The organism is Spirosoma fluviale (genome assembly GCF_900230225.1).
GTDB classification, from domain to species: Bacteria; Bacteroidota; Bacteroidia; order Cytophagales; family Spirosomataceae; genus Spirosoma; species Spirosoma fluviale.
In genome coordinates this window covers 368746-393532 of record NZ_OCNH01000005.1, presented here as the reverse complement: position 1 = coordinate 393532, position 24787 = coordinate 368746, and the positions used below count along the sequence as shown (strand labels likewise).

Here is a 24787-nt window from a genome sequence, read left to right as displayed (position 1 = left end):
CATGAAACCCCACCGATACCTGCCGTTCCTGTTGTTACTCATGCTACTGCAAAAAGCCGTATCGCACGACAAAACCATCGTTACAGCTACCCTGCCCACCGGTACCGAAAAGCGCGTGGCCCTCGTGATTGGTAACCGCGATTACCAAAGCATGAATCCCCTGAGGAACCCGCTCAACGATGCCGAGGATATGGCCCGCGCCCTCAAGGCGTTGCAGTTTGAGGTCACTACTCTCACCAACACCACCAACCATCAACTGCTCAAAGGGCTGGAGATCTTCCGCTCCAAACTGGGGCCAACAACGGTGGCCGTGGTGTACTTCTCCGGGCATGGCATGAGCTACGATAACACCAACTACCTCATTCCGGTAGATGCCAACATCACTTGTCAGGAAGATGTGGGTGTTTGGGGGGTAAAGCTCGACCTGATTCTGAGCCACACGCGGGTATGTCGAAACGGTATTGTGTTTCTGGATGCCTGCCGCAAAATTCCGAATCTCGACCGTTGCCCCACCCCCGACCGAAGCCCTAACGCCCAGGCGGGTCTGGTAACACCCCGAAATCCGCCCGGCAGTGCAGTGGTATTCTCGACGGAGCAAGGGACAGCCGCCGACGACAACCAGACAGGCCGCAACGGGTTGTTTACGGAGGCTCTGTTGCGCTACCTGACCCGGCCCAACTTAACCCTGAAACAGATCTGTGACCGTGCAGCCGCCGATGTAGAAGCCAAAAGTAACTTTAAGCAATCGCCCGCCCTGTACGACAAAATCCGGGGTGATTTTGTGTTTATACAAACCCCTGCGCCCCCACCCAGCCGCCCCCAAACGCCCCAATACTTAGACCTGCCCTTTTCCGAGATGGTGTACATCCCCGGCAGCACCTTCCAAATGGGCGATACGCGGAGCGAGGGTAGTAGCGACGAGAAACCCGTACGCAGTGTAACGGTGAGTTCCTTTCTGATGGGCAAGTACGAAGTAACCCAACGGCAATGGGAAGCCGTGATGGGTAACAACCCGTCTTATTTCAAAGATTGCCCCGATTGCCCGGTGGAGAATGTATCCTGGGACGACGTGCAGGAGTTTCTCAAAAAGTTAAACGCCCGCACCGGGGGCAACTACCGCCTGCCCACCGAAGCGGAATGGGAGTATGCCGCCGGGGGCGGGGCAGGCAGCCGTACCCGCTTTGGCAACGGCCGGGATATTCTCGACCCCGCCGAAGCCAATTTCGATGGGAGTGTGACCTATAAAAAACCGTACTCGGTGGCGGGGGAGTACCGCCAAAAAACCGTACCGGTGGGCAGCTTCCGGGCTAACACACTGGGTTTATATAATATGAGTGGCAACGTGTGGGAGTGGTGTGCGGACTGGTATGGGCCTTACAGCGCCAACAGCGAAACTAACCCAACTGGCCCCGCTACCGGCACTATCCGCGTGTTGCGCGGGGGCTGTTGGGTCGACTACTCGCAGATCACGCGCGTTGCCAATCGGGACCTCAGCATCCCCTCGAATCGGTACAAAGACATTGGCTTCCGCGTCGTTTCCCAGGCTCAGTAATACAATCTGTAATATCCATTTTCTGTAACTCACCGAACACATGAAACCAATCCTTTACTGTTTGTTGCTCCTGCTGCTCTGGCAACCCTTGCTGGCACAGGACAAAACGCTGGGCATCGTACAGCTCCACAAGAATACCCGCGAGGGGCAGCGCAAAGCCCTGATAATTGCCAACCAGACCTACCAGTTTCAGAAGTCGCTCAATAATACCCTGCGCGATGCCGACAGTATGGCCGTGGCCCTGCGCTACCTGGGCTTTCAGGTAACGGTGGTCAAAGATAAAACCCTGGCCGATACACAAGACGCTATCGACCGCTTTGAGCAATCGCTCCAACCGGCGGATGTCGCGTTCGTGTACTATAGTGGGCACGGTCTGGGCTATCAGCACGACAACTACCTGTTGCCCGTCGAGTTCGCCATCAGCGAGATGGATGGCCTAAAAAACCGCGCCATCAGCTTCGCCAACCTGCGTAGCCGCATCGTGGGCCGGAGTGTACGCAACCTGTTTATGGTGGTCGACGCCTGCCGTAGCGAAATGGCGGACAAAGCAACCGACCGGGCTTACGAGCTGGTGCCACCTGAAAACAACCCGCCCGGCACGCTCATCGCCTTTGCCACCGACTACGGTCAAACGGCCACCTATAAAAGCCGCAACAATAAAAACAGCCTTTACACCGAATCGCTGCTGATGTACCTGCGGCAACCGCTGGAGGTGCAGGAGATATTCAAACGGGCCAACAACCGCACCTATGCCGAAACCCAAAGGCTGAAACTGTCCACCCAGCATCCACATTACATCCCAATGATTTATGATGATTACTACTTCCTGAAACTAATTACCCCCAACACACCCTCGCCCCCCCGTCCCCAAACCCGCCAATACCTCGACCTGCCCTTTGCCGAGATGGTCTACATCCCCGGCGGCACCTTCCAGATGGGCGACAAGTACGAAGTACCTGTGCATACCGTTACAGTCAGCCCCTTCCTGATAGGCAAATACGAAGTAACCCAACGCCAGTGGGAAACTGTCATGGGCAGTAACCCCTCTCATTTCAAAGACTGTCCCGACTGCCCGGTAGAAAATGTATCCTGGGACGACGTGCAGGAGTTCCTCAAAAAGTTAAACGCCCGCACCGGGGGTAACTACCGCCTGCCCACCGAAGCCGAATGGGAGTATGCCGCCGGGGGTGGAGCAAGCACTCGCACGCGCTTTGGCAACGGACGCAACGAGCTCGATTCAACAAATGCAAACTATGATACTCGTAGATGGGCTACTCATCCAAAAATACCATTATCTAATAAATACCGCGCTAAAACCCTTCAGGTAGGGAGCTTTACGGCTAATACACTGGGCTTGCATGATATGAGCGGCAACGTATGGGAGTGGTGCGCCGACTGGTATGGACCTTACGGCAGTAGTAGCCAAACCAACCCAACTGGCCCCGCTACCGGCATTAGCCGCGTGTTACGCGGGGGCAGTTGGAACTACTTCCCGCAGGACGCGCGCGTTGCCAATCGGGGCAGCAACAGCCCCTCGAATCGGGACAACTACATTGGCTTCCGCGTCGTCTCCCAGGCTCAGTAAGGGGGTACATTCAGTCCTGATTGAAGAGATATACTTTTTTTCACCGTCCCTGATTAGAATTTACACCACTCGTACGCTACACAAACATAACCTACACAAATTCCATGAAAACTTCACTAATTACCTTTCTGCTCCTGACCTTCACCGTTGCGACCTTCGCCCAGCAACGCGGCAAGGGGCTTATTTTTGACGAAGCAGCCTTTAATGCTATTCCAACCCTGCCCACCCCCGATCAGGGAGCCAAATCGTTTGGCGATAATCTGCCTATCGCGTTCGATTTATCGAAATATTGCCCACCAGCAGGCAATCAGGGCAGTGTGCCAAGCTGCGTAGCCTGGTCAACCGCTTACAGTGCCTTTGCCACACAGTATGCTGCCAAAAAAGGCATTACCGACCCCAACCAGATACAACGTCTGGCCCTCTCGGCGATGTTGCCTTACAAACAACTTCGGCCCGGATGCGATGCGGGGCTAAATATCTCCGACATCGCCATGCAATTGGTGCGAAATGGAAATTTGCCCTATTCTGAGTTTGGTATTAATACGTGTATGCCAGCGCCATCGAGCGACATGGTCAGCCGGGCCCGCCAAAACCGCCCGGTTCAGGGCGTGGTTTCGGTGTTTAAGCCTGCAGACACCGAACAGCAAAAGTTCTACGCCACGCAACGCCAGTTAGCCATATTCAAAACACCGGTGATTGTGGGTATTCAAACAACCGAAAACCTGAATAAACTCACCGCTTCCGACGACTATTATCGGCCGGGGGGAAGAGAGGGCGAACTCCATGCGGTAACGGTTGTAGGGTACGACGCCGTTAGTTTTAAAATTCTGAATTCATGGGGTCCATCCTGGGGGCGTAACGGCCTCTTCTCGGTTCGCTTCGAAGATTTTAAGAAAATTGCTGTCGCGGGCATGGCGCTTACTATCCCCGACGACTACAATCCCGGCCCTAACCCAGCACCTACGAAAACCCAAATCGGCGGAACCTTTGCCTTTCAGTATCTCGACAGCAACACGGGCAGTTTTAATCAGGTAACACCTAGCCACACAGGCAATGGCATCTACGAAATGAGCCGTAAAGACTGGCAGGTGGGCGACCGGTTTCAACTACTGACCAGCAACGACCGGGCCGGGCAATACATTTGTGTGTTTAGCATTAACCCAAAAAACGAGGTTAAAGCGCATTACCCACTCAACACGCAACTGGCCGCCGTGCAGGAAAACTCGTTCGGATTGGGCATAACCGATTTGTTGCCTGCTGAAAAATTCGACCTCGTTATTCCGGCAGTCGATAAAGTGTTGGTGATTCAGGAACCTGGTACTGATTACCTCTGCGTCCTCTACAGTAATAAACCGCTCCTGAACGACATTCCGTACATGCTCACCCGCATTCAGAACAGCAATGCGTCAACACTGTACGGGCGGCTACAGGAAGGTGTAGGCAGCCGACTGATACCAGCCCGCAACATTAACTATCAGAGTAGCCGAATGGGAGCCTCGGCCACTACCGGACAGGGCGATATTTTCCCGCTCATCCTGAAGGTTCAATCTGTTCGCTGAAAACCCATAACCTCCCACGACTACACAGATGAAACATCAAACGGTTTGCTCGGTTTGGTTTGCCCTGGTGCTATGGACCACCAGTTGGGTGATGGCCCAACCTGCGGATACGCTCACGGTTGTGCGTAAGCATGTTCTTCGTAATGGACCCTCATCATTGGCCATGCCGCTCCCAAACGGATTTTTGCTGGTGGGTCGCTCCGAAAAGAACGCCGTAGTGAGCCGGGTCGACCAAACAGGGGCCGAACAATGGAGCCGGGTCGTGAGTAATCTGCGGGCGGTTTCGATGGTCAAAAACCAACTGGCATTGGTGCAGCAAACAACCAACGGGCAAATGAGCCTGTCGGTTCTGAATCTGAACGATGAAGGTAAGCTCATCTGGCGGGCTGACGTTGGCCCCGGTACCGAGGCCGAGACCGCTATTCGGCCCGACCAAAGCGTGGCCGTTGTGACCCGAACGCCCACCGGGCTGATGCTCTACAGCCTGGAACCTTCCGGTCAATCGGACAGAGAAACGCCTATCGCTCTGACAGATCCTGAGCCGGGGGGGCAACTGGGGCTGTTATCATTACCCGATAATGGGCTGGTACTGACCGTTGGGAGCACCGTGATTGGGCTGAACAACGAAGGTAGCAAACGCTGGTCGTTTGATTTTGGGCGCGACAAAATCCAGTGGAACCGGATGCGGCTGTTACGAAATGGTCAGGTTGCTCTAGTGGGGCAAGGTACAGCTATTGCGTTTAGCCCGGATAACCTCGACGGGCGGCTGATCGTGCTAAACCCGCAAACAGGCCATCAGATTTGGTCTAAAGTACTTACGTTTTCCGACATGCGCGAAGCGGGGATAGATCTAGTCGAAAAACCGGATCAAACCCTGTTCGTGTTGATGCAGGAGCCTACCGGGGCCAGTTTATTACACCTCAATGCCCGGCATGAGCTTCGGGTTGTTAGCCGAATTAAATCGCCAGCCCAACAAGTGGTTAACTATATAGCCCTTGTGCAGTGTTCGGCCGACCGATATGGACTTGTTGCGGCTACGGCCCATCAAACTATATGGCAGGAAATGGGCCGTCCAACACCCTCCCCCCGCCCTAATGCCAAACGCCCCGCCCTCTACGGCCTGTCGGTAGGGGTGTCGTACCCGCCTATCCGATTTGCCGAGGCCGATGCCCGTGCCATAGCTGAAACCCTGCAACGCCAGCAGGGACAGTCCTTTACGAAAGTAGCCGTGCAACTGCTCAACGCTCCTCAACAGGCGACAACCACGCAGATTGGCGCGGCCATCGAACGCTGGAGCCTGACACTGAAACCAAACCCCGACGATTGGGTACTGGTATTTGTGTCGGGGCTGGCCATCGACCTACAGCACGACCTCCGGCTCATTGGAGCCGACTACGACCAGGCGGCTCCACGCAACACGAGCCTGAGCCTGCGGCAGCTCCTCCGCGACCTCAACGCTCTGCCTTGCCGCAAGCTCGTGCTGCTTGATATGGGGCAACCCGAACAGGTCGGCCCACCGGCCAATGACCGAACGTTCAGCTTTTTGCCCCGCGACTTCCCGAATACCTACGTGCTGATGGCGAGCCAACCTGACCAACCTGCCTACGAAGACCCCGCCTGGCAACATGGGGCCTTTACCCGCGCTCTGCTCGACGGCCTGACCGGCCCCGCCGACACCAACCGCGACGGCCAACTGCGCCTGAGCGAACTCGGTAGCTACCTGAGCGAAGCTGTACCTGCCCTAGTGCAAACTCAAAAACAGAAAGAACAACAACCCACCTGGCTCATCCGGCAGAAAGACGATGCCGTATTGCTGGAAAAATAAGACGTACTGCCCGTAACTAACCGACCCTTATGAAACGCGTTTATCTCCTCCGGCTTATTCTTGGTTTTGCCGCATTGCTAACCACCTCTGCCCTCTTTGCCAAGGACCCACCGGGAGCAAAGCGGTTTACAAGTCAGCTGGTGGATGGTGTTAGCATAAATTCGGTGTGTTTCAGCCCCGATGGCCGATACGCCCTCAGTGGCAGTTATGACAAGACCATCAAGCTGTGGGATGTGGCCACCAGGCAGGAAGTTCGTACATTCAAAGGGCATGGCATTTCTGTCAGTTCTGGGTGTTTCAGCCCCGATGGCCGATACGCCCTCAGCGGTAGTTATGACAAGACCATCAAGCTGTGGGAGGTTGCTACAGGAAAGAAACTACGCACCTTCAAGGGGCATAGTAGTTCTGTCAGTTCCGTTTGTTTCAGCCCCGATGGTCGATACGCCCTCAGCGGCAGTTATGACGAGACTCTCAAGCTGTGGGATGTGGCCACCGGGCAGGAAGTTCGTACATTCAAAGGGCATGCTAGTTCTGTCTGGTCCGTTTGTTTCAGCCCCGATGGCCGATACATCCTCAGTGGCAGTTATGACAAGACCATCAAGCTGTGGGATGTGGCCACCGGGCAGGAAGTTCGTACATTCAAAGGGCATGCTAGTTCTGTCTGGTCTGTTTGTTTCAGCCCCGATGGCCGATACGCCCTCAGTGGCAGTTATGACGAGACTCTCAAGCTGTGGGGTGTGGCCACCGGGCAGGAAGTTCGTACATTCAAAGGGCATGCTAGTTCTGTCAATTCCGTTTGTTTCAGCCCCGATGGTCGATACGCCCTCAGCGGCAGTTATGACAAGACCATCAAGCTGTGGGAGGTTACTACAGCCCAAGAACTCAGCAAATGGGAGTTAAATTATCAAGCAAAAGAGGTCGCTTTTTCGCCCGATGGTGCGTCGGCCTTGGTAGGAACAGACGTTTACTTTGTCAGCTTTCTGCTGCCGGGGGTAGCACCCAAACCACAGGAGCCTGTCCGTCAGCAAACGGCCCCGGTCTTCTCCCAATTCATCTGGCTCTCCCAGCCTGCCACCGTTCATGAACCCACTTTCACCGCCAAAGCGGTGGTGGTTAGCAATGCGCCCACTCCGGTAACTCCTCAGCAACTCCAACTCTATATAAACGGAAAGCCGCAACCGGCCGGGCAGAAAGACCTCATCATCCAATCCCTGCGGCAACCCCAGCCCGGCCGCTACAACTGGCAGCAAACCCTGCCCCTGCGCGAAGGCGAGAACGAGATTGTACTGGGACTCACCTTGCCCGGTCAGCCCGAAGTGCGCTCCGAACCGTTGCGGATTACGTATCTGCCCCCGGCTAAACCCAACCTATATGTATTGGCGATTGGTGTGCCCGGAAACGGGCTTACCTATGCCTCCGCCGATGCCGAGCAGGTAGGACAATTGCTCAAACAACAACAGGGAAAGCTTTTTAATCGAGTGCAGACTACCTATCTGAACCGCAAGGGGCAGGCCAACGCCACGCAGCTACGGATTGAGATGGGTCTGCTCCCCACATTCGACATCACGCCCAACGATGTGCTGCTACTGTTTGTGTCGGCACACGGCAAAAAGCTGAATCTGAGAAATGGGCAAAGTGATTTTGCCATCCTGTCGGAAGATTATGATGGGCGAACCCTCATCACCGAAGAAACCACCACCCTGCTCTACAAACACGACATTCTGGACAACATTACCGGCCTGAAGTGCAAGAAACTCATTCTATTCGACGCCTGCCATTCGGGCGAAGCTGTGCGGAAACAGGGCGGCAAAGCCAAGTTTCTGGAGGACTTGCAGCAGGCACAGGCCATTATCAAACAAACCCCTGCCGGGTTGATTACCCTCGCCAGTAGCAGTGAAAACGAACTCTCATGGGAAGACCCCGCCTGGCAACACGGGGCCTTTACCAAAGCCCTGTTAGATGGATTACAAGGCAAAGCCGACACCAACGGCGACCGTTTTGTGCTGGTGAGCGAGCTGTTTTCCTACCTCCAAAAAACGGTACCCGCCCTGGTGAAAGCCAAAAAGGCTGAAGACCAGCACCCTAAAATATACCCCGAAACGCTCACCGAAAGCCAGGATTTCCCGCTTGTAACGTACTGATCAATATGCCCCAAAACGATACCAATCCGTGTGCCAACTTCCCCACCGACGAACGGCTGTTGCCCGCCCTGCAACGGCGCGTCCGCGAAGCTATTGCTTGTTTTTATCAACGAAATTTCAAAAAAATCATATCAAGTCTGGGCTGGAAAGGCGGTTCCCGGCAAGATATTGAAGATGCCATACAGAACGCCATGATTGAATTTATGGCCGGAATCGGTCAGCGAGACCTTCGTGCCAAACTCGACACTCAGTTTTATCAGGTGGCCAAAAACCGCTGGATTGATATTACCCGTAAACATCAATCGTACGACGACCTCAACGAGCAGGACTCTTTACCAAGTGCCGACAATCCGCTGGCGCACCTGCTCGACTCCGAAATGCAGCAACGGCTTCGGAAGGCCATTGCCCAACTTGACCCGCGCAGCCAGCAACTGATGGACTTGCTCACCTATCAGCACTACACCCCCGAAGAGGTGGCCGCCGAAATGGGCGTCTCCGTCGATTCGGTGTACAACCAAAAGACCCGCTGTATCAAGTATCTCCGCAGACTTCTTACACCTACTCAATCATGAAAAACTTCTCCGAAACTGATTACAAACAAATGGATCAATACATCCTGGGGCAACTGCCGGACAGCGAACGACAGGCCTTTGAAAAACGGTTGCTGACCGAACCCGAACTCGCCGACGAAGTAGCGTGGCTGAACAAACTATACGCCAACTACGAACACCTGCGGCTGCAAGACACCGTGCGCGCTATTCATCAATCATTGACTGAACAGGGAGCCCTGGAGCGAGAGGTGCCCGTTCGGCCACTTTGGGGCGAAATAGGGCGTTGGGTAGCCGTAGCGGCCTCGGTGGCAGCTGTGGTGGTGGGTGGCGTTTGGTATTGGCAACAGCGCCAACAGCCTGACAGCCCGTCGGTAGCGACGAAAATGCCCCCCGTAGTGGTTCCTAAGCCCGACGCGGCCCCACCACAACCCAGACCAGCGCAGCCCGGCATTCAGGACGCAGCCCCGTCGCTGCTGGCCTTAGCGAAAACCTACGGTCAACAATCGCCCAAAGGCATAGGCGAGGTGCCGTCTGATCTGGCCGGCCCCATAGCCGACTATGGGCAGGGGCGGTTTAAAGAAGCCATTGCCCAACTGCGTCAACCCATTGGTCGCACCAACGCGCCCGCCCCTGAGTTTGGGGCCGTTCGCGACGATACGGCTGGAGAAAGCCCGTCGGCCGCAACCGAATCCGCGCAAACAACGGTCTACCGCCGGTTTTATCTCGGCCTGAGCTACTTCCAGAACGGCCAGCCCAAACAGGCACTGACCGAACTCGAACGGGTAAATCGCCCTCCGCTGGCCCAAACGGCACAGTGGTACCGGGTGTTGGCTTACCTCCAACTCCGCCAGCCCGAAGCCGCCCGGCCACTGCTCGACCAAATCCAGAACCAGCCAAACCACCCCTACCAAACCGAAGCAAACCTAGTAGCCAACGCACTTGCTGCCCAAAACCAACCGTAACCGATGAAACTAACCTTATTACTGTTATACGGCCTCCTGCTGGCTGGCAGCGCTCTTGCTCAGGAAACGTCAACCGATGAGCTGAACCCTGCCGAATCGGGTATTGAGCAACTGGAACTATCGCCGTTTGAGTTTGGCGACGCCAGCAAAAGCGTGACCCAACAGGCGGTAAGTTTGCGGCCCTACTGCCCCAAACCGCGCAACCAGGCCGGTTTGCCGGGCGGGGCTCGCTTAGGGCTGGCCTACGGCTACGGCGCTATGACCATTCTGAAAGCCAGACAAAACAAATGGGCAGGTGCTCAGATTCAGCGGGAAGCGTTCTCGGCCTGGTTCCCGTTCGAGATGCTGGAGAAAGAACCGGGCGGGTGTAGCATTGCCGGCGATTTTTTACCGGCCGTGCGGGAGGTGCTGACCAAAGCGGGTAACCTGAAAACGGCTGCCTATGATACCCAACCGACCTCGTGCCAACGCAGCCCCGCCCCCGCCGACCGTCGGCTGGCGCAACGCTACCGGATCGACCGGCTCGAACGCGTGTTTGACCTCCAAACGTCACCTGATGAAAAACTGGCCGCCACCCGCAAATCCTTACAGGCGGGGTACCCGGTGGTGGTGCTGCTGCAAATCGACCGGAGTTTTACACCATTCCGGGGCGAAACCTGGCAGCCTAACAACGCCATGCGGCTGCAACAGAACATCTGGCAGCCGGTGGTCATTATCGGCTACGATGATCGTAGGAGGGCATTTGAATTTATGAATAGCATGGGCGACACCTGGGGCAACAAGGGGTTTGCCTGGATTGGCTACGACGATTTTATCGGGCGGGTGGATAGTGGCACCCGACTTGTCGACCATCCCGACGCGCCCACACCCCCCGCGCCGGGGCCAGCCGTGGTGGTTCGGCCCAAACCGTTGGTGCTGCTCCGGGGCAGTGGCGGTTTGCAACAACTACATGCCACCGCCGATAACACCATTCAGGCATCGGCCGTGGCGGTGCGGCATCGGGGTACGTACTACGAAACAATAAACCCTTTACAAACCAGCGACATGGTGCGGTTTGTATCGAACCAACTACCCCGTTACGGCTACGTGTATATCCTGGGCGTAGACCCCAACCGGGAGGTAAAACTCCATTTTCCACAGCCGGGAGAGTCGGCTTATGTAGCCGACGACGAAGCCCGGCTCTCTTTTCCAACGCCCCGTATCGAGTATAGCCCCAATGGCACGTTTACGGCTATAGAACAGGGCTTCTCCAAACAGGTAGCTGGCGACGAGTGGCTCATTGTCCTCTACAGCAGGCAACCGCTCGAACTCGTTCAGATGGATAAGTGGAGGGCGCAACTGAGTGAGTCCAATGCTCCCGTACTTCCAACACTGGAGCGAGCACTGGGCAAACAGATGGTGCCCTGGCGGGCCGTACGGTTCGATACCCAAACCATGCGCTTCGCCGTACCGGCCAATAGCCCCGGTAGTGTGGTGCCTTTAGTCCTGAAAATCATCGGTCAGTAAACCTACCTGTATGTACTACGTAGCCCTTAAAATCGAAAATCGAAAATACCATACGGTACAGCTTCGGCCCGCTGATGTAGCCCCTGCCGAATCGTTTGTCCCTTCGTTTATACTGGAGCATCAGCCTGGACAGGCCCGTCTGGTACTTAGCTTGCTGCGGGAAGCGCGGGTAGTTTGCCGGGGCGGCTTCGACCGGGATCGCTGGATCGACTGGGGCAGCCTAACCGCCGAGACCACGGGCGATGGCCTGCACCTGCACCTACAGGCTACCTCCACCAGGCCCGAACAGGACGCTCTTCCGCCGTTGCCGGAGCCCCCCCCAACGGTTGAGTTCAGCCTGAACAAAGCCCATTTTATGCTGGGCGTCACCCGCCACTTTAGCGAGTCGGCACTTCGACTCACACTAACCATCACCGTCGATGACGTGGCGCATCGGGGCGAGTTGCTGTTTCATCTGGTGCCGCAGCGTTACGTTCATGATGTGGTGATGGACTTTGGGTCAGAAGCCAGTCAGATCGTGACCTACCGGCGGGGGCGTGGTGCCGTAAATCGGCGGATGCAACTGGTGGGTAATTTGCTCGACTATTATTACCCGGATTTAAAAGGTAAAGAACTGCATCAGCAGGATACTGAATCCGATTTGTACCGCTCGGCTTATTTCATTAAAAAAGAAGGAGCGGTTTTCGACCCCAATGCCAGCCCCGGCACCAACCGCGATAAGGAGTTACTGAATCTGCTCACCGACAAAGGCCAGAAAAACCTGTTGGCCGAAGAACGGGTGCTGGTCTCGAACCTCAAATTGGCGCATTTGGGTGCCTATAATTTTATGGTTCGGTTTGCCTCGCGTGAGACCAATGCCTTCCGGGTAAAGGAACGTAACTTCATTGATACCATCGTGCAGTTGCAGCAAGCAGTCGTCAACTATTTCCTGCAGGTAGTGCTGGAAGAGATAAAACGAAGCACGCCCGAAGGCCAACCCATTTACCTGGTCACCAAGTTACTGGTTCCCAATGTATTTGAGCAAAGCAAGGTGAGCCGTCTGGTCAAAGGGACAGCCAATGGTTTAGCTGAAATGACCCGGCAGCAAGCAACTTGTCAACTCCAGGGATTCGAGGTATCTACCCTTTCGGAGAGCGATGCGGCTTTTCTGGGCTTTAAACGCGAACAGGAAGAAAAAGCGCGGCAGGGGCGGGCCAATGGACTGAAAAAAGGAGGGCGCTACCTGATTATCGATGTCGGCAAGGGCACCACTGATTACTCTATTCTGAAAATGAACGCCCGGAGTACGCAGTTGGTATCGCTCTACCGGTCGGGGTTTATCGGGGCGGGCAATGTGCTGTCGTATGCCTTCATCGACACCATCTTTGCGGCCATATGCGGGCTCAACAGCGACGACCGCAAGCGGGCCATTCAGGCCGTTACGCAGCGGGCCGATGTAGTCGAAAAACTACAGTTTACAGAAGCAATTGAAAAGCTGAAACACAACTACGATGCCCAACGAAATTACACGTCTTTTACCGAAGTCCTGACCAAACTATACGGCGATGGCTTTGACCTGTCGACCATCCGTAGTCAGCTTTTCGACAAAAACGAGGCCGTACTGGCAACGTTAACGCAATGGCTGGAGAAAATCTGGCAGCATCAGGGCTCTATCCGCGACGAGTGGGGCATTATCAACCGGGCCGTCAACGAAGTAGCCAACCGGATTCACCGGGAGGTGGTGCAGTCGGGACGATATGCCGACCCCGAAACCGGCCGGGTGCTGGTCGACAAAATTATCCTGACCGGGCGTGGATTCAAGTTCATCCCCCTTCGGTCGGCTATCAGCAAAACATTTGATGTACCCGTTGAGAGTACCGACGACCTCAAGAAAGTATGTCTGGCGGGCGCGTTTAGCAGCGAGCCCATCAACTTTGAATCTAATCTGGTTGGTTTTCCGGAAGTGTACGAACTGTTTGGGCAACACGAACGACAGTCGAAACAAATTGATACCGGCGACGGTCAGGTTCTGAACATTCCGGCTTATAACCGGCTGAAAAACTGGGTACAGCACACCGGAGCGGCTTTGCAGGAACAGGTTAGGCAAGTAATGGAATATGGCGATGGGCACGTAATTCAGGCGAGTACCCTCCCCAAAACCAACCTCGTCGATGTATCTTACGACCTAAGCCAGGAGGAAAATTTCCTGAATGAGGGGCGAGAGTTTGATAATTTTAATCGAAACGCCAAAGTCGTTACCATCTGCGGGCTAGATTACAAGCGGCACACCATCAATAGCCACACGGTAAATGTATTTTTTACGGGCGAAGACTTTATTATCCGCGATGGCCACACCTACAGTCCCTTACAGGTTGAGCCCGATTTCTTTCGCAACACGCAGCGTGTTTTTCAGACACTTTACCCATTTGTCGACATACTGGACCCCGCCGATGTCAGTGTAACGCCCTTAACCGACGACGATTTTTAAGCATGGCGACACAAACATTTCCGGGTTGGCTCAGCTATCTGCTATGGTTGTTTGTTGGCTGCTGCTTCGGATTACTGGGGTGGTTGGCGTCACCCCCCCCGCCAACGCCCCCACAATGGCCGCTGCGTCAGAATGGGTCTTGTTTCCTGACGGATAGCACCGGCAAAGTCTGGTTAGTTTCGATGCTGCCCGTGACCCGCGAGGCCCAGCCTTCTGCCCGATTACGAATCGACACCACCCGGCTGTCGGGTCGGCTTCGGCTACCCGATTCGGCGGCTTATCGGCTCGATAGCAACCTCTACAATCTGGCGGGTGCCAGGTCGGTACCCCTGAAACGCTCCGACGCACTCGTGTTGCAGGCAACCACCCCACAGCCCGACCATCGGAAACTCCGGCTGGTACTGCTGGGGCTAGGGCTGCTGACGGTTCTGGCTGGCTTATGGCTGACGTATAAATACCAACGAACGAGCCTGGTCACTGATTTGACCGACGATTTCCCAACGCCCGCTGCGGCTGATAGCCCATCAACTGAATCCTCGTCCGAATTGGCAACTGAATCGCCGGACTCGGCTGCCGATGGGCGGGAAATACCCGACCATCAAGCCCAGGAGCACCCGCTGCTGGATCAGTATCTGCGGCAGTTCTACGAGCGGTATGGCGATTTGTACCAGTACCTGCACGAAATCCCTATTGAGCCCGATGAGCGTCAGAAACAGACCATCCGTCGGCGATTGGTTGAGATGGCCCTGCACGCGCATAGCCTGGCGCGGGCCTACAAGCACGACCCTTCGCTCAGCCGTATCACCGACGAGCCTAATCTACAGCTTATCTGGTACGATAAACAGGTTGGCGATTTGCCGCCCGACCGCTATAAACCGTTTGAACAGGGCGCTTACGCATTCAGCAAAAAGCACCAGTTTTTGCAGGAAATTCTGCAGGAAATGAACCTGGGGCATCTGAATGGGGCGCTTATGCAAACCATTTATCTGCCGCCAGCCCATCTTTAACCGTTCTGAGCCATGACCGTAACTCACTTTTTATCATACGTCTTTCACCTCTTGCCTTTTCTGGGGTTAATTCTGTTTTTGATGACGTACATTTTGTTCGACATCAAGCTCGGAAAGACAGGTGTTTATAACAAGCCGCGCTTTCTTCGTTATTATTTGTGGGCAGGTGTGGCGGCCATTCTGACGCAGTGGTGCTATGTGTATGCACCCCCACGCATCTTTACCAACAGCGATCACCACGTTCTTGAGCAGTTGGGCTTTGCCTTCGACCAACGCCTGACACTCATTGACCAGAACCGACCACAAACGGCACTCTGGGACGATAAGCCGGGGCAATTACAGCTGGATTATCAGATCGATTCGGGGCATTTCAGGTTGCATGGACGTGGGTTTGCCGAACCCATTTACACCGAAATTGCGCCAAAGGTCTATCGCCTGCAAAACCCACTTTTGCCGCAACCGATTAGGCACCAACTACGGGTGGAGTTGGATTCGGTAGCGTTAGACTTTAGCCTTCAGTTCGATGTAGACACGGCTTCGTCATTCCGGGTTATTCAGGGTGGGCGAACTTACGGGCCGTTTCAGGTGCCGTTGCCCATGCCGTTGAAAAAGGGGTACTCGCTTGGAAAGATGCTGGCCCGCACCCGCGCCGATGCGCCCGGTATTGGCGACTTAGTGGCGGTCCTCGATAGCGTCTATTTGTTACGGCAACGGATTTTCCTTAATGAAGACGACATGCCCCAACGCGATACGGTGCTGCTCTTTCCTTCTACACGATTAATGCAGAGCAATGCCCGTATATTAATTGACAACCAGGAATTTAACATACAAAACCAAGTAACGTGTGATGTAACACTGACGCCCAGGCAAGGGGTCTTTTTCGGCTTGTGGAGCAGTCAGAAGCCGGTTTACAGTGCTAACCGGGGGCCATTCGGCTCGGCATGGGTAACGCGGAGCCCACATCGGGAATACCTGAAACGGTTAGACAATGACGGGGAGTCGCTCTTTTTAACCTCCTCAGCCACTGAAGTAACCCGCAGCGAACAAATGGCGGGGTTTTATTTCCCGCTATTTGGTAACGAAGCCAACCGCAACCACCTGTCGGCCAATTTATTTTACCATACAGGGTCCACCCGGGAGGCCATGCAGTTTCGGGTGATCAATTACGATCAGGACGACCTCTCGAATCAGGGTATTCGGCACTACCAGGCTGGCGATACCCTGCTTTTGCCATCACGGGGAATGAGCCACGGCCTGAATCAGACACAGTGGCTGTTTCGTATCCGCGACCTTAAAGCCACCAACCCACTGCAATTCTGGCATATGCTCTTGCTAACCCTGCTCATTGTGGGGAGTATTTGGAGTTGTTTACTCCTCACCCCCTACGAACGGCAAACGAAAGCTGAATACATTCTGTACATGTTGGTGCTGGCCCTGATGACGGTTCGCTCTATTCTGCTCTGGCGAGCATCTACTTTTTTGCCCCTCGAAGACGCCACCCCCGACGAGTTCAACTTCCTGAGCAAACTAGGGTTAGCTTCCTTTAGGGAGGGAGCGGGGGCGTGTCTGGCCTTCTTTGGGTTAGTGGCTCTCTGGAAACTTGGAACCATCCGGATAACCGCCTGGGGAAGCCATCTGATGAACCGGTTGTCGCCCCGTCCGTCGGGAGAGGCATTGTCGCCCTGGCTGCTCGTGGGGCTCGGGCTGTACGTGCCAGCCATTGGCTTAAAGCTTATCGGAGGGTCGGCAGAGCGCATTGGCTCCATTTACTTCCCGTTACTGGTTTATTTCGGGCTGGAATTCTGGTACCTGCGGGTGTTGGTCAATGCGGGCCGCGACACCATCAAAGACCCCGATTATCGCCGGCTTTCGGTGTTGAACTGGCTATTGTGTCTGGCTTTTCTGGGTTTGTCCGATGCCGGCTTCAGTATAATTTTTCTGGTGGCCACGCTGATTTATCAAATCATTCTGGAACTGACCTTTCCGCGGCCAAAGACCGTAACAGCAGAGCAGGAGGTGATCAACCGAACCGTGTGGGCCTTTTTATGGGCGGTGGTACTGGGCCTGTTTCTGTGGCTTTCACCCTATCTGGTTTCCTGTCTGTTTCTGTACACACCACTTTTTTTGTACCTACTGGCGGGAGGGGTGTTGGTCTATGCAGGCTGGGCGGCCTGGCGGGGCCGTGTTCCGGTTTTTTTTGGGCATAAACCGTCGCGCTGGACTGTGCCGCTGGTTTGCCTGGTCGTGGCAATTGGGCTGGCAATTGGTAATGGCGCCCTAAATAAGGTGGTACAGAAAAAAGTATACACCCGTTACCGGGCCGAAGTGCTCATCCGAACACCCGACGAAATTATGCAAAATGAGGAGTTTCGGTTCAGTACTGGCCGAGATTCCGAACTACTTCGGGCGGCTCAGAATCAGTGGCTGATCAATCATTTTTACCAAAAAGGGAGCATTAACCCCCAACACTACTTCCGGATTCTGCCCAGCTTCAAAAAAGGCTCGTCGTACCTGACCCAAATCTGCGACCTCGTAACGGTTCGGTACGTGATTGCCGAACACAGTCAGTTTGTGATTACGTTTCTGCTCGGCCTGATGATTATACTCATCCTGGCTACTACCGATGCCGACACCCCGTTTAATCGGTTCAGCGTGTTGCGGGTCCGAATGCTTTGCCTGTTGTTTGCATCCGGTTTTTTTGTCTGGATGGCCGCCACGAACCGCATGGTTTTTCTGGGGCAGGATTTCCCGATGCTTAGCCTGAACAGTCGGCTCACCTGGCTCTTTACGTTCACGATTTTACTGTGGGTCATTATCTGGGGCGACCGAGCCAGCCTCACCTCCAGTTCGGTTGAGTTTATAGAACCCGGCAAGGAACGCGCCAACTCCATTATTCGTACCCTTATGCTGGGGGCCATTTTCGTGCTTCCGCTGGTACGCGAGCATCGCTTCTCGGAAGAACAGTTTAATCTCGAAGCCACTATCTCCCGCCTGACCAACGCTTTCGACGAACTGAACAGGGAATTTCTGGCCTTTCAGGACGATACTCCCCAGGCCCGGCAATGGGGCCCGAACCAACTCATTCAACGGTTTGATGCCAGTAGCCTATCGCCCCGGCAAAACAAAGCTCTGCTGGATTCAAACCGGTTTGCCCGAAGTGCTTACGATGCCTATATCGTCCGGCTGGCAACCGGGCAAAATTCACCGGAAAATTTGGTTCACCTGCGCCGACGCAACGACAATCGGTATGAGTTTGCCGTCAATCGCCTGTATTACAACGTTACGAGTCCTGACGTAACGCTCAACGCCTGGCGCGGTCATCTGCTCGCGGAGCAACGAAGTCAGGACGCTTTGTTTGTCAATCGACAAAATCAGAACCGCTATACCCTCGATACCCATCAGGCCGATGCTGACCTGGATAACGCCATGGCCGGACTGTTTAACCAAACTGCCAACAACAACATTCGGCTCACGAGCCTACCCGCCGGGTGGAGTGCCGACTCGCTTCCTATTGTACTAGCCAGCCGCGACGAAGGCAAACGGCAAACCAATCAGGCCAGTTTTGTGGTCAAAAGTGGCCCCGATCTCTACGACTCCCGTGGATCGGCGTATGCCGTTGTGCTGCGGCCTAACGATGTGGTGCAGTTTCAGCCCCGCGACGAACGCCGAACGGCCACATTGCAATTCCAGTATCAGCCCCGGCAGTATCTGGCTAAAAACGTTTGGCTTAACGGCCATCAACAGTTCTTTTACCCGATGGGTCACAAACTGCTGTGGAGTTATCATTTTGCCAACCTCGCCAAAAGTAAGTTTGAGCACGAAAAAGCCGCCAGCCAGCAAAGCGTAACCCTCAGCCTCGACCCCCGCCTGAACGAACAACTGTACGACGAAGCCGACCGCTACTTTAGGGCAGCTAAGTGGGATGCCAAAACCGAACGGGCCAGAGCGCTGAACCTGGTCGTGCTGGGCAGCGACGGCAAGTTGCGGGCGCTCACCAGTTTCCAGAAAGGGGCATCGGTGCGCATTGACCCCAACCGCCTGAATCGGTATAACGACCTGCTTACCGACCTCTACCTGAACGCGCAAACCAACGAAGAACGGCTCCTGTTTGGTAACCGATGCCTAATGCGGATGGACAACGGACCCGCTTCAACCTTTAAGCCCATACTGTACAGCGCCGTTACGTCGCAATACCGCTTCGATTGGGAAGGCCTGGAATTTGGCGGGCTCAACCCGACCGTACAACCTGGTTTTCTGGAACAAAACGGCCGCGATTATCAAGTGCGCCGGTTTGGGGGCGATCCGGTCCGGTTTACCATCGGGAATAATAATCTGCCTCCGCACGATCTGGATTATTACATCGGACAATCGACCAACACCTACAACTCCATGATGGTATATCTGGGTTCGCTGACTCCAGACCAACTACAGCACGAGCGGGAGGTGTTTCTGGTGCGCGGCCGTGCCGCTCAACCCGAACGCAATTTCCCCTTGCTTCGCATCAACGGCACCGATTACCACATCGGCTCCATGCAAATCGACTGGAGTAATCAACAGTCGTTGCTGGGGCAGGGCTTATGGTTCAACTACGATTTGCCCATTCGGAAGGCGAACCAACAGCGGGCCATTCCCCGGCAGAACCTGGCGCGCGGCTTAGACAGCACCGTGTTCGACAACTCAATGAGTTCTAACAAGGTCTGGAGTTTCCCGGAGCCCTCGCATCTGTACCTGATTGACCGCAACAATACGCACAATGCCATTGTGCAGTGTGCCACCGGTGCCGATCCGATCAACGTTACGCCCTACAAAATGGCCGAGATGGCGGCCTCGCTCTTCTCGTTCAACAAGGAGTTTCGGGGAAGTGTGCTGGCAAGCCATCAGAACCTGTACCAGCCATTGAACGCACATAGTAGCTGGGAGAGAGCTTCAAACCTGAGCCAGTTTTACAGCAATACGCTCTTCCGGGCCATGCAGCACGCTACCGAAACGGGTACAAGCGCGGACTTGTTGCGGCCCATTCGGGCCGAGTTCGGGCAATACCATTTCTACGCCAAAACCGGAACTATCAGTGGCGACCGCAAAAACGGTGGCAAACGCGACAAGCACCTGATGCTCATTATCAGCCGCGAGCCTGTTCACGAGCGCAACCTAACCCCCGAAGCCCTCCGCAACAACCGGTTTATGGTGTTGTATTTTTCGTTCTACAAAGAGTCGTCGGAAGAGGCAGAATGGGGCGATGCTGGCGAAACCCTCCGAAACATGGTACGCGCTGTAATTGAGTCTGATAGTTTTCAAACCCTGATGCACAATGAAACCAACCACTGACCTTAGCCGGGTGCTGCATTATGGCATTCTGCTGGTATTTGTTATAGGCCTGATCCTCTGGTTCAGCCGACCGTTGCCGGGCTCGTTGCCCCCGGCCCGCAGCCTGGCAGAAAATAAGCTCGATACCGAGCGGCAAACCCTGCTGCTCCGGGTCGATTCGCTGGCTACCCTCCTCAATACCCTACAGCGCTCGGGCGTGTTTGCCTGGGCCGACGAGGGCAACAAACTACAGATTGATAATCAGGGCGATATAAAACAATTTGAACAATTATTCCTGATGGGATATGCCCTACCCGATTTTACCAAACTGCAGCACAATCCCATAAAGGCCGCAGCCAACGGGCAAGGGTTTTCGCTGCCGGTAACCGAACAAAAGGGGGTACGGCTTGTGCGGTTACCGGCCCATATGGTGCAGAGTATGCAGTTGTATGAGCACAACCAGTAGCAAACGAATGGCCGGATAAGGGCAACCGTACGTTTTTAACAAATTGACTCCATGGCGCTGATTGGATTCTGGTGGTTTCTGTCGATTAACGAAAGAGACACGCTAAAACCAATTGACGCCATGGATAACCTGTTTAATATAATCGTTGACATACAAGACCTGACCACCCGCCAAACACAACAATACCAGTTTAGGCACACGCATCACTCGTTGGAGAGGGCTTCACAACGAAGTATTGGTAAAGAGCAATTGGCGTTGGCCCTGGCCTACGGTGAAACGTATCATAAACAGGGGCTTATTTTCTATGTACTCGGCGAAAAGAAGCTGCCCGCTGCGCTTTGCCGAAAAATTAACGCCCGAAACATCGTCGTGGTGGTAAATGGAGACTCCGGACAGATACTAACCTGTTACCGAAACCCCGACCCACATAAATATATCCGATTGAAAACCAAGCGACTAACTCACTGGCCCACCTAACCACCATGAAACTTGTACTCTCCCTGCTGCTTTGGCTGACAATGGTCATGCCAATACAAGCACAGGACAAAACCCTGAAAGTAACCACCCTGCCCAGCGGTACCGAACGCCGGGCCGCTGTCATCATCGCCAACCAGAACTACCGGTTCAACCCGCTGGACCTCAGTAAAACCTACAACGATGCCGACGACATGAAAGCTGCCCTGGAGCGGCTCGGCTTCAAGGTGCTGGTATTCAGCCGCGACCTGAGCCGCTCGGCTCTGAACCGCGAACTGCTTCAGCTCGAAACGACCCTGCGGGGCTACGATGTGGCCTTCTTCTACTACTCCGGTCATGGCGGCAGCTATGGCCAGGAGAACTTCCTGCTGCCCACCGATATTGAACCCCTGAGCGACGCACGCGATGTGCAGACCTTCGGTATTTCGCTCAACCGGGTGTATGAAGCCTTCACCAAAGCACAGGTAAAAACGGGCATTGTGGTGTCGGATGCCTGCCGGGGCTTTGGCATGGGTAAAAGCACGCTGGCACCGGGCATGGTGATTCCGGCGAACAACCCCGCCGGTACGTTCACCCTCTTTGCCACCCGACAGGGCGACATTGCCAAAGAAAACCTACAGGGCCGCAATAGCTACTTTACGCAGGAGTTGCTCAAACACCTCGAAACGCCCAACCTAACGCTGAACCAGATTTATTACCGCACCCGGCAGGGCGTTAAAGCCGCTACGGCCCACTTCCCCCGCCCGCAGGAGCCCGGCATTGCCAACGAACTCGATGATGAGTTTGTGTTAATCCAGAAAATAGACGACACACCACCGCCCCCCGGCCCGAAAACCCGCCAATACCTCGACCTGCCCTTTGCCCAGATGGTCTACATCCCCGGAGGCACCTTCCAGATGGGCGACACACGACGTGAGGGTGACAAGGACGAAAAACCCGTACACACCGTAACAGTCAGTAGCTTTCTGATGGGCAAGTATGAAGTCACCCAACGGCAGTGGGAAGCCGTCATGGGCAACAACCCCTCGTATTTCAAAGATTGCCCCGATTGCCCGGTGGAGCAGGTATCCTGGGACGACGTGCAGGCGTTCCTGCAACAGCTCAATGCCCGCACCGGGGGCACCTACCGCCTGCCCACCGAAGCCGAGTGGGAGTATGCCGCCGGGGGTGGCTCGGGCACCCGCACCCGCTTTGGCAATGGACGCGATGTGCTCGACCCAGCCGAAGCAAATTTCGACGCGAGGGAGGCTTATAAAGAAACCTACTCGGTGGTGGGTGAGTGGCGAAGAAAAGTCGTACCAGTGGGCAGCTTCCGGGCGAATGCACTGGGCTTGCACGATATGACCGGCAACGTATATGAGTGGTGCGCAGACTGGTATGCTGATTACAGCCACAGAAGCCAACACAACCCAACCGGCCCAGCGGCCACCAAGCGTGGTCGCGTATTACGCGGGGGCTGTTGGCTCAGCAACCCACAGTTTCGGGGCCCAGTGCGCAATTTCGGCACTCCCTCGACTCGAAACTCCTACAGCGGCTTCCGGGTCGTCTCCGAGGCTCAATAAAGCAGTGTATGGTTCCATTCTTTTTAACTCACCTCATACATGAAATCCATTCTATACTGTTTGCTGCTCATGATGCTCTGGCAGCCCGTGCTAGCCCAGGACAAAACGCTGATCGTACAACCACTACCCACAGGGCCCCACAAACGAGCGGCCGTCATTTTTGCCAACCAAAACTATGCAGTCGACCAATATGACCTGCGCAAAACCTACAACGATGCCGACGATATGAAAGCCGCCCTGGAACGGCTCGGCTTCACGGCTGTGGTATTCCAGAAAGACCTCGACCGCCGGAATCTTGACACTCAGATCAAAGCCCTCGCCACCCGGCTAAAGGGGTACGAAGTGGCTTTTGTCTATTACTCCGGGCATGGCGGCATTTACGATGAGCAGAACTACATGATTCCGGTCGACGTGCCCATTGTTGAAGATAATGCCGATGTACAAACCTACGGCATTTCCCTTTCTAGTGTGTACAAGGCTATGGAGGCCGCCGGGGTTAAAACGAGCATTGTGGTGTCGGATGCCTGCCGCAATCTGGCCATTGGCAAAGGGGGGCTTACCAGTGGCATGGTTTTGCCCGCCAACAACCCGGCCGGCACCTTCACCATGTTTGCGACGCGCTCAGGCAAACCCGCCCGCGAAAACCTACAGGGGCGCAATAGTTATTTTACGCAGGAACTGCTGAAGTACATAGAAACGCCGAACCTGACGCTGAACCAGATTTTCAAAGCCACCCGGCAGAGCCTGCAAACAGCCACAGCGAAGTTTAAAGAGCCGCAGGTACCCGGCTGTGTCGACGAACTGGACCATGAGTTTGTTCTGATCCAAAGCCAGTCAACTACTCCCGATATGCCCCCGCCCCCCGCCCCGAAAAACCGCCAATACCTCGACCTGCCCTTTGCCCAGATGGTCTACATCCCCGAAGGCACCTTCCAGATGGGCGATACGCGGAACGAGGGGGATAAGGACGAAAAACCCGTGCATACCGTAACGGTCAGTGGCTTTCTGATGGGCAAGTACGAAGTAACCCAACGGCAGTGGGAAGCTATCATGAGCAACAACCCCTCGCATTTCAAAGACTGCCCTGATTGCCCGGTGGAGCAGGTATCGTGGAATGATGTGCAGGAGTTTCTTGAAAAGCTCAACGCCCGCACGGGTGGCAACTATCGCCTACCCACCGAAGCCGAGTGGGAGTATGCAGCAGGGGGCGGGGCAGGCACCCGTACCCGCTTTGGTAACGGACGTGATGTACTTGACCCCGCCGAAGCGAACTTTGATGGGCGTGAGACCTATAAAAAACCCTACTCGAAAGCGGGCAATTACCGAGGTGAAACTATACCAGTGGGCACTTTCCGGGCAAACGCCCTTGGCCTGTATGACATGAGTGGAAATGTATGGGAGTGGTGTGCCGACTGGTATGGCACTTACAGCAGCAGTAGCCAAAGTAGTCCGGTCGGCCCCACTACCGGGTTGACCCGTGTGTTTCGAGGGGGCAGTTGGGCCATTTTCCCTCAGTCCGTTCGGGTTCAGGATCGCCTTAGCATCACTCCCTCGTACCAAAACTACCACGTTGGCTTCCGGGTCGTCTCCCGGGCTCAGTAAATGGTACTACGCGTTTTTTGTGTCAGCCTGATGAGATTGTCGGCCCGTGTCTCGCTTTAGAAAAAATCCCCAAATAAATGAAAATGACCGTTTACCCCAACAAGAATGGGCACACCCCGCCGGAGATTCTGGACGTGATGCAGAAAGTTGCCGAAGCCCTCCAACCTAGCACGTTGCCAACAAGGGCTCGTCAACCCACAAAAAAACCGAAGCGAGCAAAGTAG

The 24787-nt window shown here is 54.9% G+C and carries 16 protein-coding genes; all 16 read left to right on the top strand.

Going from position 1 to position 24787, the window contains the following annotated elements:
* Position 1: 1 nt before the first annotated feature.
* The 16 genes from CRO74_RS24870 (at position 2) to CRO74_RS31710 (ending at position 24787) form a co-directional block, all read left to right on the top strand.
* Positions 2 to 1552, top strand: coding sequence for an SUMF1/EgtB/PvdO family nonheme iron enzyme (locus CRO74_RS24870; protein ID WP_097129934.1), 1551 nt, complete (start codon positions 2 to 4; stop codon positions 1550 to 1552).
* A gap of 40 nt (positions 1553 to 1592) precedes the next feature.
* The gene (locus CRO74_RS31375) at positions 1593 to 3137 is read left to right on the top strand and encodes an SUMF1/EgtB/PvdO family nonheme iron enzyme (protein WP_144035974.1); all 1545 of its coding nucleotides are present in this window, start codon (positions 1593 to 1595) and stop codon (positions 3135 to 3137) included.
* A 104-nt stretch (positions 3138 to 3241) separates the two neighbouring features.
* Positions 3242 to 4696, top strand: coding sequence for a C1 family peptidase (locus CRO74_RS24860; protein WP_097129932.1), 1455 nt, complete (start codon positions 3242 to 3244; stop codon positions 4694 to 4696).
* A gap of 28 nt (positions 4697 to 4724) precedes the next feature.
* Positions 4725 to 6521 carry a BamB-related PQQ repeat family beta-propellar protein gene (locus tag CRO74_RS24855; RefSeq protein WP_097129930.1) on the top strand — a complete coding sequence of 599 codons (1797 nt, stop codon included), beginning with the start codon at positions 4725 to 4727 and terminating at the stop codon, positions 6519 to 6521.
* A 29-nt stretch (positions 6522 to 6550) separates the two neighbouring features.
* Positions 6551 to 8662: a caspase family protein gene (locus tag CRO74_RS24850; protein ID WP_097129928.1), complete on the top strand. Its 2112-nt coding sequence runs from the start codon at positions 6551 to 6553 to the stop codon at positions 8660 to 8662.
* A 5-nt stretch (positions 8663 to 8667) separates the two neighbouring features.
* A complete protein-coding gene (locus CRO74_RS24845) occupies positions 8668 to 9234 on the top strand; it encodes an RNA polymerase sigma factor (RefSeq protein ID WP_097129927.1) in 567 nt (188 codons plus the stop codon).
* Positions 9231 to 10175 (top strand): hypothetical protein, encoded by a 945-nt coding sequence (locus CRO74_RS24840; protein ID WP_097129925.1) that lies wholly within the window; start codon positions 9231 to 9233, stop codon positions 10173 to 10175. Before CRO74_RS24845 ends, CRO74_RS24840 begins: the two co-directional genes overlap by 4 nt.
* Before the next feature lie 3 nt (positions 10176 to 10178).
* Complete coding sequence (locus tag CRO74_RS24835) at positions 10179 to 11681, top strand: hypothetical protein (protein ID WP_097129922.1); 1503 nt, start codon at positions 10179 to 10181, stop codon at positions 11679 to 11681.
* Between the two features lie 10 nt (positions 11682 to 11691).
* Positions 11692 to 14148: an acetate and sugar kinases/Hsc70/actin family protein gene (locus tag CRO74_RS24830; protein WP_097129920.1), complete on the top strand. Its 2457-nt coding sequence runs from the start codon at positions 11692 to 11694 to the stop codon at positions 14146 to 14148.
* A 2-nt stretch (positions 14149 to 14150) separates the two neighbouring features.
* The gene (locus CRO74_RS24825; RefSeq protein WP_097129918.1) at positions 14151 to 15155 is read left to right on the top strand and encodes a hypothetical protein; all 1005 of its coding nucleotides are present in this window, start codon (positions 14151 to 14153) and stop codon (positions 15153 to 15155) included.
* Positions 15156 to 15167: 12 nt separating this feature from the next.
* The gene (locus CRO74_RS24820) at positions 15168 to 20480 is read left to right on the top strand and encodes a hypothetical protein (RefSeq protein WP_097129916.1); all 5313 of its coding nucleotides are present in this window, start codon (positions 15168 to 15170) and stop codon (positions 20478 to 20480) included.
* Entirely contained in the window at positions 20464 to 20925 is a 462-nt protein-coding gene (locus CRO74_RS24815; RefSeq protein ID WP_097129913.1) for a hypothetical protein, read from the top strand. The genes CRO74_RS24820 and CRO74_RS24815 overlap by 17 nt, the downstream gene beginning before the upstream one ends.
* Before the next feature lie 51 nt (positions 20926 to 20976).
* Positions 20977 to 21402: a hypothetical protein gene (locus tag CRO74_RS24810; protein WP_097129911.1), complete on the top strand. Its 426-nt coding sequence runs from the start codon at positions 20977 to 20979 to the stop codon at positions 21400 to 21402.
* A 5-nt stretch (positions 21403 to 21407) separates the two neighbouring features.
* The gene (locus CRO74_RS24805; protein ID WP_097129909.1) at positions 21408 to 22961 is read left to right on the top strand and encodes an SUMF1/EgtB/PvdO family nonheme iron enzyme; all 1554 of its coding nucleotides are present in this window, start codon (positions 21408 to 21410) and stop codon (positions 22959 to 22961) included.
* 39 nt (positions 22962 to 23000) lie between these two features.
* On the top strand, positions 23001 to 24563 hold the full coding sequence (locus CRO74_RS24800; protein ID WP_097129907.1) for an SUMF1/EgtB/PvdO family nonheme iron enzyme: 1563 nt from the start codon (positions 23001 to 23003) through the stop codon (positions 24561 to 24563).
* A gap of 77 nt (positions 24564 to 24640) precedes the next feature.
* The gene (locus CRO74_RS31710) at positions 24641 to 24787 is read left to right on the top strand and encodes a hypothetical protein (RefSeq protein ID WP_179830294.1); all 147 of its coding nucleotides are present in this window, start codon (positions 24641 to 24643) and stop codon (positions 24785 to 24787) included.